Raw genomic sequence first — 15,762 nt, forward strand, 5'->3', positions numbered from 1 at the left:
TTACTTTCAAATCCGTGGCTTATTTCTCGTTTTCTGTGTAGAGATTAAGCAACGGATTTGTAAGAAATCGTGAAATGGAAATATCGCTCTAATCGGCTTTTTTGATTTTCCAGCATCCCTGTTCAAGCCATCTGAACCGTTCTTCACCATAGGGAAAAAATCTATATTTTCGATGTTTGTGATAAATCGTGGCGCTAAATTGGTGCGATTATTAGCTAATTTATATCATTTTTGCTTCTTTGTGGAAATAATTCTGAAGGCTAGAATTATTTCATTACGAGGAGGAAACATGAAATTAAAAACTTTAACTGCCTTAGTGGCAATGTCAGTCGCAGCATCCGCTGCATGGGCTGACGACAGTTCTAATGTAACGATCAGCGGCTTTGGTACTGCGGCTCTGACACGCACTAATACATCGGATGCAGAATTTGCGCGCCCGAATCAATTAGCCGGTGTGACAACAGGCGCAAAAACAGGCGTGGATTCCAATTTCGGGATTCAGGTGACTGCAAAAGCAACTGACTGGTTGTCTTTTACTGGCCAGGGACTGGTACGTAAAAACGTCACCGATAATTTTGGCGCAGAGCTGGCATGGGCATTTGCCAAAGCCAAAGTGAATGATCAGTTGAGCGTGCGCGTTGGTCGCATGGGCTTGCCTGTGTACATGATTTCTGATTATCGCAATGTTGGCTATGCCAACACGATGTTGCGTCCACCAGTCGAGATGTACACCCAGGTTTTGCTGGAAAGCATTGATGGTGTCGATGCGACTTATCAGACTGCCGTTGGTGAAACTAACATTTCTTCGCAACTGGCCTACGGTGTGACAGAGAATGAAAGCCCGGGCTACAAAGCGAAATTTAAAAAACTCTCCAGCTTCAACGTGACATTGGAAAACGGCCCGTTCACGGTGCGTTTTGGTCGTGTTGATACCAACGTGTCTGTTGATAATTCTGTCAATCTGAACACACTGGTCAGCGGCCTGAATAAATATGGCTACACCAGTGCCGCGAATGCGATTGCGGTGCAGGACACTAAAGCGTCGTTTACTTCTCTGGGCTTAGGCGTAGATTGGAAAAACGTTGTGGTGCAGGCGGAATACGGTAAGCGTAAGTCCGGTAGTCTGGCTGTTGCTGACACGACTTCGTGGTACACCATGTTTGGTTACCGTACAGGCAGCTTCCTGCCGTATTTTGTGCATGCTTCTGCAAAACAGGATAGCGCCAGAACGGTTGCCGGAACACCGACATCCGGTCCTTTGCTGGCTTACACAGCAGGTGCCAATGCACTGGCTTCAGCTTCCCCGATTCAGACCAGCAATAGCATAGGCGTACGCTGGGACTTCCATAAATCGGCTGCATTAAAAGTGCAATTTGATCGTATGTCTCCAGATAACGGCAATGGCGTATTTATCAACGCCAAACCTGGCTTTAAAGGCCCGGTAAACGTGTTTGCTGCTGCGGTTGATTTTGTATTCTGAGGAGATGGCGATGACAACATTTTTGAAAAAGGTCATGCTCGCCGCAGCGTTTTCCTCTGTTGCAGCGAGTGCGAGTGCCGCCGATATCGTCGTGATCGTGAATCCGGCGAACCCGGCGACTGCGATGACGGCAGCACAGGCATCACAGTTCTTTTTGGGAAAGTCACCGATGTTTACACCGGTTGACCTGCCAGAAAATTCACCGGTACGTGCTGAGTTTTATAAAAAAGTAGCCGGTAAAGATTTATCTGAAGTGAAATCGATTTGGTCCAAGCTGGTGTTTACGGGTAAGGCCGCTGCACCAAAAGAGTACCCGTCTGCGGCTGAAGTGAAAAAAGCGATTGCGGCTAATCCTACCGGAATTGGCTATATCGAAAAATCAGCGGTCGATTCTACTGTCAAGGTTATTACTACCTTGCAATAATCGTCGTCTGAACTGAAAAAGGGGAAAAGCATAGTTGCTTTTCCCCTTTTGCTTTTTTAGTCACTAACAGTTAGTCTCTTTTCTGTGTGTTGAAAAAGCGCTGGAGCGTATCGCGTTCTTTTTATTCCATCGTTATTTTCTTTCAAATTTCACACAAAGTCTTTTCAATATTTGTCGCAATTTTGATGTCTGATCCTGTTCCGGAGCTTCACATGAAATTGTCCCGCAATACAAATATGTTCCACCGATGCGCCAGGCGAAAAGCTGTGTTTTTCGTCTGCCGTTCATCTGCCGTTGCCGCATTTGACCTGCATTTTCCGTTGTACTGATTCATCGCAGCAGATGCATTCCGCATTTGCTGCGTGCCATATCAACATTACTTCCGGAGTAAGCTATGTCGTTTTTTTATGATCTGAAAATATCTGTCAAGCTCTTAATCAGTTCGCTCTGTTTGTTGTTGATCACAATTTTCATCGGCATTTTTTCTGTGACTGAACTTGCTCAGGTCAACACAGCAGCCAGAGATCTGGGTGAGAACTGGATGCCCAGCGTCAAAGCGGCGATGGGCATCAAGGAACGTGTCTCGCGCATACGCTCGCAAGAGGCGCAAATGGTGTTTGCGGAAAGTTCCGAGGAAGTTGAAAAATACGTTACCAGAACAAAGGAAGCGATTAGTGGATTGCGCGAGATCGAAGCGGATTACAGCCGCATGATGACGAATGCGGCAGAGAAAGCGAATTACGATGAATATGCAAAGCTGATGGCGGACTATTTGCAGATCACCGATAAGATGATTGCCGCCGCCAAAGCCGGTAATTCGACGGAAGCCGTCAGCCTGCTACGCATCACCTCGTCAAAAGTGAATACGCGGTTGCGCGACCATGTCGATAAGATGGTGAAAATTCAGTCTGATGGCGGGATCGCTGCCTATGAACATAGCACGCAGGTTTATGAAACGGCGCGTTCGCTGATTTTAGTGGCGCTGGCAATCTGCGTTGTGCTGGGGCTGGCATTGTCTTTCTGGATTGCCCGTCTGGTATCACGGCCGCTGATGAATGCGGTAAAAGTCGCGCAGACGGTAGCGTCCGGTGATCTGACCAGTCACATTGAAGCCAGCAGTAAAGACGAAACCGGCATGCTGTTGCAAGCCTTAAAAGACATGAACGATAACTTGCTGAAGGTGGTCAGCGAAGTGCGGCAGGGGACGGATCACATCACCATTGCGGCGACAGAAATCGCGCAAGGTAATCTTGATCTGTCGGGGCGCACTGAAAGTCAGGCAAGTTCGCTCGAAGAAACCGCGTCCTCGATGGAAGAAATCACTTCGACGATTCACCATAATGCAGACAATGCGCGCCAGGCGAATCAGTTATCGGATTCTGCTTCGGCCGTAGCGCAAAGAGGCGGCGACGTGGTTTCGCAAGTGGTGCAGACGATGGGCTCGATCAACGAATCTTCACGCAAGATCGTTGACATCATCGGCGTGATTGATGGCATCGCTTTCCAGACGAATATTCTGGCGCTCAATGCTGCGGTGGAGGCGGCGCGCGCCGGTGAGCAGGGTCGCGGCTTTGCGGTGGTCGCGTCGGAAGTGCGGAATCTGGCGCAACGGTCTGCCAGTGCGGCGAAAGAAATCAAAGAGCTGATCAACGATTCTGTCGATAAAGTCGCACAAGGCACGCGGCTGGTGGATCAGGCGGGCGACACGATGAGCGAAGTGGTGGCCAGCGTGCGGCGCGTCAGCGATATGATCAACGAGATTACGGCCGCCGGTCAGGAGCAAAGCGCTGGTATTGCGCAGATCAATGATGCGATTACCAATATGGATACGCTGACGCAGCAAAATGCAGCTCTGGTCGAAGAAGCCGCCGCTGCCGCTGCCGGATTGCAAGGGCAGGCAGAAAAACTCAGCAGCGTCGTCAGCGTGTTCAAATTAGATCAGAGCCAGACGGCGGCGCCGAACGCATCCGCAATGCTGGTGAATCGCAATACTGCTGACGCGACAAAAAAAACGATGGCAAAGCCGGGCAAAAAGGAAACGAACAGCACGGCAATCAAACCTGCGCCATCCAGTGTCCGGCAAAGTCCGCAGCGAGCAGCGAAAGCAGTTGAAAAAGCAGGCGACACCACAGACTGGGAAGAGTTTTGATGTTGCTTAGTCTTGTACTGACAGGCACAGCCGTGGCGTAAAAAAAGCAGGGCGGAGCATATACTCCCCCTGCTTTTTTAGTATTCACCGCTCATGTCCTTATATTTAAAGGGCTTCAAAATATACTGGGGGGAGTATATTTACCCCCGAATTAAGCCATGAAATACAGGAATCAGGATGAATGGCAATTAAGCGATGTCGCTCTGTTTGATGATGGTGCGTGAAATCAAACCATATTCCAGCGCTTCTTCTGCGCTCATCCAGTAATCGCGGTCGATATCATTCGTCACGCGCTCCAGCGTCTGACCGGATTCGCGCGCGATCAATGCCGAGATACGTTCACGCACTTTGACGATTTCGCGCGCCTGAATCGCAATGTCCGTTGCCTGACCACCGCAGCCGCCGCTAGGTTGATGAATCAGGAAACGTGTGTTCGGCAAACAGACGCGGCGTTCTTTTGGCACAGACAGGAAAACGCTGACAGCGGCGCTGCCTACCCAACCGGTACCAACCATATTCACCGGTACATCGATGAATTTAATCATGTCGTGAATCACGTCGCCGGATTCAACATGACCGCCTGGCGAAGAAACCAGCAAAGTAATTGGGTCTTTCGACTCGGCCGCCAGCGCGATCAGGCGCTTGCTGACATCGGCCGCGAGCTTATCGTTGATGGTGCCGAAAACCAGCACGGTGCGGGATTTAAATGCTTTCTCTTCGAGGAAAGGGCTGCGTTGTACGTCGTTATTGTCTTTTTCGTCTGCCATGTGAAATCGTGTCCGGTTATGAAGGTTGAAATTGTAGCTTGTCTGCTGCCTCAGATGGCTGCGTCGGTGGCTTTTTTCAAGTAGGTTTCTGCCAGCCTGACCCAGTAAGTCGCGCCGATGGGCAGCAAATCATCATTGAAGTCGTAACTGGGATTATGCAGATTACAGGGGCCCAGACCATGACCGGCATCGCGATGATCACCTTCGCCGTTGCCGATGAAGACATAACAGCCCGGTTTCGCTTGCAGCATGAATGCAAAATCTTCTGCACCCATGGTCGGTTCGGTCTGCGCATTCACGCGCTCGTCACCGACCACAGAACGTAACACTTCCGCTGCAAATGCAGTTTCAGCAGGATGATTGATCAGTGGCGGATAATTGCGCCGGAATTCAAAATCAATCTCGGCATCAAACGCCGCCGCAGTGTGTGTGGCAATTGCCCGCATGCGTTGTTCAACCAGATCGATCATGTCATTGCTGAATGCCCGCACGGTGCCGACCAGCTGCGCGTCGTCGGGAATCACATTGGTGGCGCTGCCTGCGTGAATCTGTGTGACCGACAGCACCACTGATTCCAGCGGGCTGGCATTACGACTGACGATGGTTTGCCAGCTCTGCGCAATCTGTATCGCGATTATGATAGGGTCGATGCCCTTGTGCGGTTGCGCTGCATGCGCGCCTTTACCTTTGACCGTGACATAAAATTCATTTGATGAGGCCATCATCGGCCCCGGTGTCAGCCCGAACGAGCCTGCTGGAATGCCCGGCCAGTTATGAATGCCGAACACCGCTTCCATAGGATATTTTTCAAACAGACCGTCGTTGATCATTGCTGAAGCGCCACCGCCGCCTTCTTCTGCCGGTTGGAAAATCAGATATACCGTGCCATCGAAATTGCGGTGTTGCGCCAGATAATGCGCGGCACCCAGCAGCATCGCGGTATGCCCGTCATGGCCGCAGGCATGCATTTTTCCTTCGTGCTGAGAGCGGTGTGCGAAGCTGTTGATTTCCTGCATAGGCAAGGCATCCATATCGGCGCGCAAACCAATCGCCCGCGTACTGTTACCATTTTTAATGATGCCCAGGACGCCAGTGCCGCCTAAACCCGAAACAACAGGAATGCCCCACTGTTGCAACTGGCGCGTAATGACGTCTGCGGTGCGGTGTTCTTCGTAACAAAGCTCAGGGTGAGCGTGAATATCACGGCGGATTTGTTGAATTTCTGCCTGGAATTGAACAATAGGATCTATTAGTTTCATACGAGTCTCCGGATTGCGTTGCAGATGTGCTGGCTGGTATCGGGATGGATAGTGAGCCGCAGCAGGACGCAATTTATTTTTTCGACGTGAAGTCGCTGCATCGTCTGCAGCAAGCACATCAGAGAGAACGATACCAGATTCCACAGAGGCGGGCATCAGCACTGACGCGGAATTTGAATAAAAACAAGGAAAGTGTTCCTGAGTCGTTCGGACGCCAAGGCCACTTCCTGATCTTGAGCCGCGGAAGGTCGTGTTGCGCTGTTTTTTCATTCATCCGCATGCATAGTCGGTATAAGAAAACATCTTCAACAAACATTCGCAGAGCATGGTGTGCAGATATTCTTTGCGGTGATGATTGATATATCGAAAATAAAGCAGACATGTTTGCTGCGCTGCAGTAAAGTTACACCTGTCTCCTCCAACACCTCCTAAGGTTTGGATTTAACCCGCAACCGCAAGGTCGCGGGTTTTTTTTGTCCTTTTTCCGGTAAGCACTAAAAAATTCAATAGAAACGATAAAAATTTGAAATAAGATTTCTTCTAGGTAATTTGTTATCGTTTTCAGATATCTGATTTGTGAATGTTTGATATGCAAAAATAGTCGTTTGCGTATTTGTTGCGGTGCGATATAGTTACACCTGTCTCCTCCAACACCTCCTAAGGTTTGGATTTAAGCCCGCTCTTAGCGGGCTATTTTTTTGCCTGCGTTTTTGTTTGTACCTTCCATCTGATACGCGAAAAGAATAGCGCAGGGCGCTTGCGAATGTTGATTTAATGCGCGGTGTGTGAAATGTTCAGGCGAGTACCCAGTTGCCATCCAGCGTGATTTCATCGCAGTTGTGACCGTGGCCGATGCGATCCATGACGATGAAGTCGCTGACTTTATGCAGGGCGATCAGCGGGTGATGCCAGACACCTTTAGCGTAATTCACGCCTTGTAAGCCTTTGCACAAAAAAGCCTGCATCTTGTTTTCATCAAATTCCCCCGCTGGTGCGACAACGACCAGATATTCGTCTTCCTCATTTTGTGTCAGCGGGACAAATGCCTGACTGCCTAGCGGATGCCTTTCCATAATGGTGATTGGCAGCGGCAGTTGGCGTGGCTGCGCGCGAAACAGGCTGAGTATAGTTTGTCCATTTTCACTGTGCGTGTCAGCGCAGGCGAGGGCATGAAAACGCTCGGTAGTGCCCTGATTAATCGGGTAATGGCGCGCGCCATCCGTCATGATCACTTCGCCAAACGGCGCAAACGCCGCCCGTGTCAGAGGAGAGATAGTGAGTGTTTTCATATCGCGGACATTGTGATTTGGTGAAGGTTGTCAGGCGATTTTACTCAACAGGCGCAAACGCGAGACGCCGCCGTCCGGGAAAATATTCAGACGAATATGCGTGATAGTCCCCAGCGATTGCAGCTCTTCTGCAAAATAATGCTGATGATCCATTTGCAGCTTTTGTTGCGGTAACAGCGTAGGCCAGAACATCGATTGCGTGATCAGCGAAGTGTTCGTGCCGCCCGCCATGGATGCGGCCTGTATCGAACAGCTGTCTGGATAGTTGCCTTTGAAATGGCAGGTATCGACTTCGATTTTTTGCACGATACCGGCGTGTGCCAGTGCGATGATGCACCAGTCATTACCAGGCTCGCGGCGGCGTCGCGTTTCCCAGCCGTCGCCCATATTCACGCCGCGTCCCGGCATCAGCAGATTGGATGCCAGCCCAAAATGCTGGTTGTTCGTTGCCACAATATAGCCGCCATTTTCCATCGCAATCAGATCGTGCAGCGCATGCGGATCAGCTTTTGCCCAATCGTTTTCCGGTTGTGCATACACGCGCAAACGGGCCACGCCGCCATCCGGATAAATGTTCAGGCGCAAGTGTGTAAAAACTTGCGTACTGCTGATCTCGTGATAATGATGGCTGTTGCCTTGCAGGTTCACGGATGGCAGCACTTCTTGCCAAACGGTCTGGTCATCCGGTTCGCCGCTGGCGAGAAATGCGCCTTCAATTGCGGCGGCAGGCGGGTAATTGCCGGTGAAATGGCTGGTATCGATATCGACGCCTTTGAGTATCCCGGCGCGACCAAGTTTCAACACGCACCAGTCGTGACCATTCACTCGTTTGCGACGGGATTCCCAGCCATCCATCCATTTGCCATTGGTATCGTACTTGCCGGGAATGAAGACAGCGGGTTCAGGATTCAACATGCGCGCCATCTCGGCAAAAAAATCATCGCTGCAGGCTAGTGTTCTGGCACCCAGGCGCGGGTCAGCGAGATTCGGATAGCGGCGGGTAAATTCAGGAGCATTCGGGTCGAGCGTGATGATGGCCATAGTGTGTCTTTCTCGATTATTTTCTCGATTACTTTCTTGATTATTTCTTGCCAGCCATATTGGCCGTATCGTTTTCTACCCAGCGCGCGATGACAGCGCGTTCTTCGTCGGTGATATGCGTCAGATTCCCCAGCGGCATCAGCTTTTGTTGCACCACTTGTTGATAAATTAGTTGCGATGCCGCCTTGATCTGCTCAGGTTTATCCAGCATCAGTCCTTTGGCGGGAAATTCCATTAGTGTCGGATGTTCCGCATGACATTGTATGCAGCGTGCCTGCACCACTTGCTGAACCTGGGCAAATTGGGCTGCCGGTGATTCCTTTGCGCTGCTGACAGGCGCGGATTTTGGTGTCATCCACGCAGCCAGCGCAGCGAGGATGGCAATGGCCAGTGCCGGATAAATAGGGCTGGTTTTACCTTTATGGCGCAGGATAAAAAACTGTCGTACCAGAACGCCCACGACCATGATGAATACCAGCACCAGCCAGTTTTGCGCGTGGTTATACGTCATGCTGTAATGATTCGAGAGCATTGCAAACAGCACCGGCAGTGTGAAGTAGGTGTTGTGTACGCTGCGTTGTTTGCCGCGCTGACCGTGCACCGGGTCAACCGGAGCTCCTGCTTTCATCGCCGCCACGACTTTGCGCTGTCCCGGAATAATCCAGAAAAACACGTTGGCACTCATGATGGTCGCGATCATCGCGCCTGTAATCAGAAACGCGGCACGACCGGAAAATAAATGGCAGGCAGCCCAGGCGGCGGCGATGACGTAAGCGACAATCAATGCTGACAACAGCTTTTCATTCTTGCCGAATAAGCGGCACAACAAGTCATACACCAGCCAGCCGAGTGCCAGAAAACCTAAGGCCGCCGCGATTGCAACTGCAGGTGTGAGATTGGCAACAGACGGGTCGATCAGATAAGTGCGGGCATTAAAAATATATACCAGCAAAAACAGGCTGAACCCCGATAGCCAGGTGCTGTAAGACTCCCAGTAAAACCAGTGCAGATGTTCCGGCAATTTCGGTGGTACGCCCAGATATTTCTGCGGATTGTAAAAGCCGCCGCCATGCACCGCCCATAATTCACCGCCTACGCCTTGTGCCTTGAGTTGTGGATCACTTGGCGCAGTCAGATGGTTATCCAGCCAGACGAAATAAAAAGATGAACCTATCCAGGCAATTGCGACGATGACATGCAGCCAACGCAGCAACAGGTTTGCCCAGTCAAATAAATATGCTTCCATTTTTTTTCCAGATTATTTTTTTAGATGCAGAGGCAGGGTCTGCATTGCCAGAAGTTTGTTGCGTCTTCTACCTCAACTGCCACGATACGTCGAGTAACTCCACGGCGTTGCGACCAGCGGCACGTGATAATGCGCACTGGCATCGGCGATAGAAAACCGCAAAGTCACGATACTCAGAAATGGTGGTTGCGGCAGATCAGGTACCAAACCAGCGAAATAAGTGCCGATGTCGAAATCAAGCTCATAGGTGCCGACTTCCATCGCATCGCCATCGAGCAATGGCTGATCGCAGCGGCCGTCGGCATTGGTGAGGCGTTCGCAAAGCAGGCTGCGTTGCTGTGGGCTGACGCGATACAGCGCAATGCTGATGCCTCGCCCGGGCTTGCCGTGGGCGGTGTCGAGTACATGTGTGGTCAGGCGTCCCATGTGATCCTTATTTCGTAGGACTGACGCAAGGTAGCCCCGGCTTCGTTGCTATGTCTTGCCGGGACAAATTGCGTAAGTCTTGTTTCATTGATTTGAAAATATTGTCGACAATCTTAATTGCCATAATTTAAGCCTGTCAAATAAAAATAAATAAAATCGAATAAAAACAGCTATTTATGTAAGTGATTTCGTAAATAATACTGCGGCATATTTAATATTGTCGACAATCGTGATTAAATATGCCTCACTATTTTTATTCTTCACTCAGCATGAATTCATCTGAAACACGCCGCACATCGACACTGGCAGAGAAGGAAGACCACATGTATCGCGATATTTATGATGCGATCATGGATCACCGTTTGCCGGCGCGGACTAAATTGACTGAGCAATCTCTGAGCCAGATTTATCAGATGGCCAGACACGGGGTGCGTAAAGTATTAAGCCAGTTGGCGGCCGACGGGCTGGTCGATCTGGAGCCCAACCGTGGTGCGTTTATTGCCAGCCCGGGCGAAAAAGAGGCGCACGACATGTTTGAATTGCGCCAGACGCTGGAACAGATGGCGCTGGAAAAAGTCTTGCAGCACGCTGATGCCAGCGCGATTGCTGAACTGCGGCGTATGGTCGAGCGTGAACGGGACGCCTATGAAAGTGGCGACCGGCCACAATGGATACGCCTGTCGGCTGATTTTCATATCGCCCTCGCGCGTCTGAGCGGCAATGATTTACTGGTCGATATGCTGCGCCGCCTCGTCTCGCGCACGACGCTGATGATTTCGAATAAGGAGGTGGCAACGACGCGCCCCTGTTCATTTGATGAGCATTTTCAGGTGCTGACGGCATTGGAGCGTCAGGATAAAAAAGCAGCCTTGCACGCAATGGCACAACATTTGCATCAGTGTGCCTGTCGCACGCCGAAAAATGCTGGCAAGGGTTTTGATTTAAAAGCCGTTCTCGGGCATACACGGAGCAACTAATTTATGAGTATGACAGCAGCTTATCCACGCGACCTGATCGGCTACGGAGCGCAGGTACCACATGCGCAATGGCCGGGTCAGGCAAGAATTGCGGTGCAGTTTGTTCTGAATTACGAAGAAGGCGGCGAGAACTGCGTGCTGCATGGCGACAAGGCATCCGAACAGTTTTTATCAGAAATCGTCGGTGCCGCTGCATATGAGGCGCGACACATGTCGATGGAGTCGATTTACGAATACGGTTCGCGCGCTGGTGTCTGGCGGATTTTGCGCGAATTTGAAAAACGCGGCTTACCGCTGACGGTATTCGGCGTGGCGATGGCTTTGCAGCGGCATCCTGAACTGACGCAGGCATTTGGCGCGCTCGGACATGAAATTGCCTGCCACGGTTTGCGCTGGATACATTACCAGAATCTGGATGAGGCAATCGAGCGCGAACATATGCAACAGGCGGTGCAGATCATGCGTGAACTGACAGGAGCAGCGCCGCTGGGATGGTACACCGGGCGCGATTCGCCGAATACGCGGCGTTTGCTGGTTGAACATGGCGGCTTCATTTATGACGCCGATTACTATGGCGATGATTTGCCATTCTGGACTGAAGTCAGTACCAGCACGGGCGAGCAGCAACCGCATCTGGTGGTGCCGTATACGCTGGACAGTAATGACATGCGTTTTGCCACGCCGCAGGGATTCAATACTGCCGATCATTTTTATGCGTATTTAAAAGATAGTTTTGATGTGCTGTATGCAGAGGGTGATCCGGATGGCGACAATGCGCCGAAAATGCTGTCGGTAGGTATGCATTGCCGCTTGCTGGGCAGACCCGGGCGATTCCGCGCTTTGCAGCGTTTTCTGGATTACATACAGGCACACGACAAAGTCTGGATTTGCCGCCGCATCGATATCGCGCAGCACTGGATGAAGACGCATCTGTACCAGCCACAAGCTGCAGGAGCCGTAGGAACAGATGGAGCCGCAGCATGAGCAAGACTTACAGTTTAGATGAATTGAACCTTTGTTCTGCGCAGGCGTTTGTCGATGTTCTGGGCGGTATTTTTGAACACTCGCCGTGGGTGGCTGAAGCGGTTGTCGCGCAGCGGCCATTTGCCAGCAGGGCGACCTTACACCAGGCAATGGCGGATGCCGTCAGAACTGCGGCGGAAAGTGCACAGTTGAAACTGATTTGCGCCCATCCTGAATTAGCGGGAAAAGCAGCGATACGTGGCGAGCTGACGGCAGAGTCCAGTCGTGAACAAAGTGGCGCAGGTCTGACTCAGTGCAGCGCGGAAGAATTTGCGCAGTTACAACGTTTAAATGCCGAATATAAGGAAAAATTCGGCTTTCCGTTCATCATCGCTGTACGCAATCATGACCGGCAAAGTATTATCCGCAACTTCACGCAACGTCTGGCTGCCAGTCGCGCCGACGAAATGCGGGAATGCATAGAACAGATTATCCGTATCGGGGAATTCCGGCTGGCTGATCTCATCAGCTCCTGAATACACAGCAGACTCACTGTACAGGACGCGACGCTGATTGCCGGTAACCGCATACGAAACAATTTTTTATCACATCAATCAAGGAAAACCGATGAAATTTCAATTGAAAAGTATGGTGTTGGCAGTGTCTTGTCTGCTTGCTGGCGGTGCATCTGCACAATCACAGGTGTCCGTCGAAGGTTTGCTCGACGTGACTCTGGGTTCCGTTAAATACAGTGGCGACAGCGGTCGTCAGGCTGTCGTTAACAGCGGCGGTATGACGACATCGTGGGTCGGTTTCAAAGGTGTTGAAGATCTGGGCGGCGGTTTGAAAGCTGATTTTGCATTGACCAGTTTCTTGCAGGCAGATACCGGCGCCTCTGGCCGTTTCAGCGGCGATACCATGTTTTCGCGCGATGCGAACGTTGGTTTGTCCGGCTCTTTCGGTAAAGTGTCGCTGGGTCGTGGTCTGGCACCAAGTTTTTTGCCAACCGTGATTTTCAATCCGTTCGGCGATTCTTTCAGCTTCTCGCCATTGGTATTACACACCTGGGTTTCCAGCGGTAATTATGCTGCCCGCACCTGGGCCAATTCCGCTGCAGGTGACTCTGGCTGGAGTAACGAGATCGTTTACACGACACCGAATTTTGATGGTCTGAGTGCGAATGTGCATTACCAGTTCGGTGAAAAAGCAGGCAGTACAGGTACTAAAAACGTCGGTATCAATGCCTTGTATTTCAATGGCCCACTCGCTCTTGGCGCTTACTATCATCAGGTGCAGGTCAGCAATCCGCTCAGTGGTGGCGCGATTGTGGATGCAACAGCAGCGCCTGTGAATTATGCGTCGATCAATAATCAGAAAACTTACTTTGTTGCCGGTAGCTATGACCTGACAGTAGCAAAACTGTTTGCGACGTATTCTTCCAGCAAAGATGACACGACCAGCCCGAAATCACTGGACGACAAAACTTACAGTCTGGGCGTGAAAGCACCGGCTGGCGGCGGCGACATTTTGCTGGCGTTTGCGAATACTAAACGTACAGGCAGCCTGGTTGGTGCGGATCTGAAGCGTGATACTTTCTCCGCAGGCTACGACTACAATTTGTCTAAACGTACTGATGTCTATGCTTTAGTGATGAGCGACAAACTCAACACGGCTGACCGTGCAACCAGCGTTGCTGCCGGTATCCGTCACCGTTTCTGATGTTCAGTCGTCAGGCATGAAACAAAAAACCGCATGAATCATGCGGTTTTTTTTATGGTGACGCGATTTTGCAGCAAGCCTGCTGCGTGCCATATTTAACCAGGGCTTTGATAAATCACTTTATCGAGTTCCGGCAAGCCGTACACGTCTTCATTACTTAAAAAATCATCAAACGGGCCGACCTTGCTGACCTGATTGCCGTGTTTGAAAACGATCTGCAGACCATCTTCCTGATTCCAGTCGCAATCACATTCAAACAATACATAAACCGCCTGATCGCCATTGCTGCGGCGGCAAACCAGCGCCTCATTGCCGAACTGAATGTGCTGCCAGATATCCGCTGGTTCGGTGATCTCTACGCAGGGCTGGCCTTCGGCTTTCGCCAGGCGCGCCCAATCGAGGTAATAGTTGAAAACCGGGGCTTCTGCGGCTTTCAGCGCGCTGCTGCTGAGCGTGATGAAATTGCTGATCGCATCGGAAAAATCCTGAGGATGTGGATCGGCTTCGTAGCCTTCGATCAGAAATTCACATGGCGTATTGTTAAAAGCGGCGATGTTGAACGCGTCGCTGATCAGCCAGTCATTTTCTTCGTCTTTGATCAACGTGCCGAGTGGGGGGATTTGCATAGGGATTCCATAAAAACAGGCGTGAGGTGCAGCGTCCACAGATGTCGTGGCGCTGTCTCAGAAAAGCATGCGGACATCGGTCCGGGCGAAGCATTTTATCAATATATCCACCCGGACGGTGAGCTAATTAGCGTGGTGTTGATGCAGGCCAGCCTTGTCGGACTGAAAGGAGAACACCGCTTTTGCTAGCTAAAATTATTTGTCCGTGCACGCAATGCGAGTTGGAAATAATGGTTTGGAGGCGTTCAGGGCTTTAAAATATACTCCCACCAGTATATTTTAAAGCCCTTTGTTTATAAGGAGATAAAGGCAGTTTTTGCACATACTCCCCATTTTTTACTATTTTTTGGCGTTTTCAGGCGATTTTTAAGCGTTTTCCAAATAGGCATCGAGTGCGTCGTACCAGATTTGTTTCTGTGCATCAGATACGAAGGATGCTTCAAAACTATTCCGCGCCAGTTGCACCAGTTCTTCGCGGCTCAACGCCAGCGCATCGGCGGTGGCGATGAAATTCGCGTTCATATAGCCGCCGAAATAGGCCGGGTCATCTGAATTGATCGTCACACACAAGCCATCACGCAGCATGCGCGCCAGATTGTGTTCGCGCATATCCTTCACGACGCATAATTTGAGATTCGACAGCGGGCAGACTGTCAGCGGAATGCGGCTGGCTTTTAAACGCTGCATCAGCGCCGGGTCTTCTTCTGCTCGTACACCGTGGTCGATACGTTCGACTTCCAGCACATCCAGCGCGCTGTGGATGTACGCTGGCGGGCCTTCTTCACCGGCATGGGCGACCAGCCGGAAACCCATGGCCTGGGCGATCGTAAACACATGGGCGAATTTTTCCGGCGGATTGCCGACTTCAGCCGAATCCAGACCAACACCGGTCCATACGTCGGCATACGCTTCACGCAGCGGCAATGCGGCCTCCAGCGTCGCCAGCGCGCTTTCTTCACTCAGATGCCGCAGGAAACACAGTATCATGCTGCCGGAAAAACCGTCCGCCGCTTTCGCTTCACGCAAGGCGCGGGCGATACCGGCAAACACGGTTGCTATCGCGATGCCGCGTTCAGTGTGGGTTTGCGGGTCGAAGAATAATTCGACGTGGCAGACATGATCGGCGCGGGCGCGCTGTATGTAAGCATGGGTCAGATCGAAAAAATCCTGTTCGGTCTGCAAGACTGCGGCACCGGCGTAATACAGGTTCAGAAACGATTGCAGGTCTTCAAAGTCGTAGGCGGCACGGACTTCTTCGACACTGGCATACGGCAGGCTGACACCGTTTTTCCGGGCAAGCTCGAACATCATTTCCGGCTCCAGCGAGCCTTCGATGTGTAAATGGAGTTCGGCTTTTGGCAAGCCGCGGATAAAGTCGTGTAAAGAGTTACTCATG

Annotated in this window: 15 protein-coding genes; 7 read left to right on the forward strand and 8 right to left on the reverse strand. The window is 51.2% G+C overall.

All coding sequences use genetic code 11. The annotated features are described in order from the left end of the window. Positions 1–289 precede the first annotated feature (289 nt). The 3 genes from H8K29_RS01225 (at position 290) to H8K29_RS18105 (ending at position 4,053) form a co-directional block, all read left to right on the forward strand. Positions 290–1,480: a hypothetical protein gene (locus H8K29_RS01225; RefSeq protein ID WP_186883979.1), complete on the forward strand. Its 1,191-nt coding sequence runs from the start codon at positions 290–292 to the stop codon at positions 1,478–1,480. Between the two features lie 10 nt (positions 1,481–1,490). Then, entirely contained in the window at positions 1,491–1,904 is a 414-nt protein-coding gene (locus H8K29_RS01230; RefSeq protein ID WP_255423214.1) for a hypothetical protein, read from the forward strand. A gap of 394 nt (positions 1,905–2,298) precedes the next feature. Next, the gene (locus tag H8K29_RS18105; RefSeq protein ID WP_186896082.1) at positions 2,299–4,053 is read left to right on the forward strand and encodes a methyl-accepting chemotaxis protein; all 1,755 of its coding nucleotides are present in this window, start codon (positions 2,299–2,301) and stop codon (positions 4,051–4,053) included. A gap of 188 nt (positions 4,054–4,241) precedes the next feature. Here H8K29_RS18105 and H8K29_RS01240 read toward each other — a convergent pair whose 3' ends face one another. The 6 genes from H8K29_RS01240 to uraH all read right to left on the reverse strand — a co-directional run bounded on the left by H8K29_RS01240 (position 4,242) and on the right by uraH (position 10,081). Continuing rightward, on the reverse strand, positions 4,242–4,820 hold the full coding sequence (locus H8K29_RS01240; RefSeq protein WP_186883976.1) for an ATP-dependent Clp protease proteolytic subunit: 579 nt from the start codon (positions 4,818–4,820) through the stop codon (positions 4,242–4,244). A 50-nt stretch (positions 4,821–4,870) separates the two neighbouring features. Further along, positions 4,871–6,079, reverse strand: coding sequence for a M20 aminoacylase family protein (locus tag H8K29_RS01245; protein WP_186896083.1), 1,209 nt, complete (start codon positions 6,077–6,079; stop codon positions 4,871–4,873). A gap of 794 nt (positions 6,080–6,873) precedes the next feature. Further along, positions 6,874–7,368, reverse strand: coding sequence for an ureidoglycolate lyase (locus H8K29_RS01250; protein ID WP_186896084.1), 495 nt, complete (start codon positions 7,366–7,368; stop codon positions 6,874–6,876). Between the two features lie 30 nt (positions 7,369–7,398). Further along, the gene (gene alc / locus H8K29_RS01255) at positions 7,399–8,409 is read right to left on the reverse strand and encodes an allantoicase (protein ID WP_186896085.1); all 1,011 of its coding nucleotides are present in this window, start codon (positions 8,407–8,409) and stop codon (positions 7,399–7,401) included. A gap of 40 nt (positions 8,410–8,449) precedes the next feature. Further along, entirely contained in the window at positions 8,450–9,655 is a 1,206-nt protein-coding gene (locus tag H8K29_RS01260; RefSeq protein ID WP_186896086.1) for a urate hydroxylase PuuD, read from the reverse strand. A 72-nt stretch (positions 9,656–9,727) separates the two neighbouring features. Next, on the reverse strand, positions 9,728–10,081 hold the full coding sequence (gene uraH, locus H8K29_RS01265; RefSeq protein ID WP_186896087.1) for a hydroxyisourate hydrolase: 354 nt from the start codon (positions 10,079–10,081) through the stop codon (positions 9,728–9,730). A 269-nt stretch (positions 10,082–10,350) separates the two neighbouring features. On the opposite strand from uraH, the gene H8K29_RS01270 reads away from it, so the two are divergent. From H8K29_RS01270 to H8K29_RS01285, 4 genes are all read left to right on the forward strand, one after another. Next, positions 10,351–11,058 carry a GntR family transcriptional regulator gene (locus H8K29_RS01270; RefSeq protein WP_186896088.1) on the forward strand — a complete coding sequence of 236 codons (708 nt, stop codon included), beginning with the start codon at positions 10,351–10,353 and terminating at the stop codon, positions 11,056–11,058. Between the two features lie 3 nt (positions 11,059–11,061). Continuing rightward, positions 11,062–12,042 (forward strand): allantoinase PuuE, encoded by a 981-nt coding sequence (puuE, locus tag H8K29_RS01275; RefSeq protein ID WP_255423215.1) that lies wholly within the window; start codon positions 11,062–11,064, stop codon positions 12,040–12,042. Beyond that, positions 12,039–12,557: a 2-oxo-4-hydroxy-4-carboxy-5-ureidoimidazoline decarboxylase gene (gene uraD / locus H8K29_RS01280; protein WP_186896089.1), complete on the forward strand. Its 519-nt coding sequence runs from the start codon at positions 12,039–12,041 to the stop codon at positions 12,555–12,557. Before puuE ends, uraD begins: the two co-directional genes overlap by 4 nt. 91 nt (positions 12,558–12,648) lie before the next feature. Continuing rightward, positions 12,649–13,740 carry a porin gene (locus tag H8K29_RS01285; RefSeq protein WP_186883968.1) on the forward strand — a complete coding sequence of 364 codons (1,092 nt, stop codon included), beginning with the start codon at positions 12,649–12,651 and terminating at the stop codon, positions 13,738–13,740. A 95-nt stretch (positions 13,741–13,835) separates the two neighbouring features. Here the strand turns inward: H8K29_RS01285 and H8K29_RS01290 are convergent, their stop codons facing one another. Next, positions 13,836–14,366, reverse strand: a complete 531-nt coding sequence (locus tag H8K29_RS01290) for a hypothetical protein (RefSeq protein ID WP_186896090.1) — start codon at positions 14,364–14,366, stop codon at positions 13,836–13,838. 366 nt (positions 14,367–14,732) lie between these two features. Next, positions 14,733–15,761: an adenosine deaminase gene (locus H8K29_RS01295; protein ID WP_186896091.1), complete on the reverse strand. Its 1,029-nt coding sequence runs from the start codon at positions 15,759–15,761 to the stop codon at positions 14,733–14,735. Position 15,762: the final 1 nt, after the last annotated feature.

This window comes from Undibacterium sp. CY21W (assembly GCF_014284265.1).
GTDB classification, from domain to species: Bacteria; Pseudomonadota; Gammaproteobacteria; order Burkholderiales; family Burkholderiaceae_D; genus Undibacterium; species Undibacterium aquatile.

Bases quoted from the DNA above. Each gene is read 5' to 3' on its own strand.
- H8K29_RS01285 (WP_186883968.1), top strand. From the start codon at position 12,649: ATGAAATTTCAATTGAAAAGTATGGTGTTGGCAGTGTCTTGTCTGCTT.
- H8K29_RS01260 (WP_186896086.1), bottom strand. From the start codon at position 9,655: ATGGAAGCATATTTATTTGACTGGGCAAACCTGTTGCTGCGTTGGCTG.
- uraD (WP_186896089.1), top strand. From the start codon at position 12,039: ATGAGCAAGACTTACAGTTTAGATGAATTGAACCTTTGTTCTGCGCAG.
- uraH (WP_186896087.1), bottom strand. From the start codon at position 10,081: ATGGGACGCCTGACCACACATGTACTCGACACCGCCCACGGCAAGCCC.
- H8K29_RS01240 (WP_186883976.1), bottom strand. From the start codon at position 4,820: ATGGCAGACGAAAAAGACAATAACGACGTACAACGCAGCCCTTTCCTC.
- H8K29_RS01230 (WP_255423214.1), top strand. From the start codon at position 1,491: ATGACAACATTTTTGAAAAAGGTCATGCTCGCCGCAGCGTTTTCCTCT.
- H8K29_RS01290 (WP_186896090.1), bottom strand. From the start codon at position 14,366: ATGCAAATCCCCCCACTCGGCACGTTGATCAAAGACGAAGAAAATGAC.
- H8K29_RS01270 (WP_186896088.1), top strand. From the start codon at position 10,351: ATGAATTCATCTGAAACACGCCGCACATCGACACTGGCAGAGAAGGAA.
- H8K29_RS18105 (WP_186896082.1), top strand. From the start codon at position 2,299: ATGTCGTTTTTTTATGATCTGAAAATATCTGTCAAGCTCTTAATCAGT.
- H8K29_RS01295 (WP_186896091.1), bottom strand. From the start codon at position 15,761: ATGAGTAACTCTTTACACGACTTTATCCGCGGCTTGCCAAAAGCCGAA.
- puuE (WP_255423215.1), top strand. From the start codon at position 11,062: ATGAGTATGACAGCAGCTTATCCACGCGACCTGATCGGCTACGGAGCG.
- H8K29_RS01250 (WP_186896084.1), bottom strand. From the start codon at position 7,368: ATGAAAACACTCACTATCTCTCCTCTGACACGGGCGGCGTTTGCGCCG.
- H8K29_RS01225 (WP_186883979.1), top strand. From the start codon at position 290: ATGAAATTAAAAACTTTAACTGCCTTAGTGGCAATGTCAGTCGCAGCA.
- H8K29_RS01245 (WP_186896083.1), bottom strand. From the start codon at position 6,079: ATGAAACTAATAGATCCTATTGTTCAATTCCAGGCAGAAATTCAACAA.
- alc (WP_186896085.1), bottom strand. From the start codon at position 8,409: ATGGCCATCATCACGCTCGACCCGAATGCTCCTGAATTTACCCGCCGC.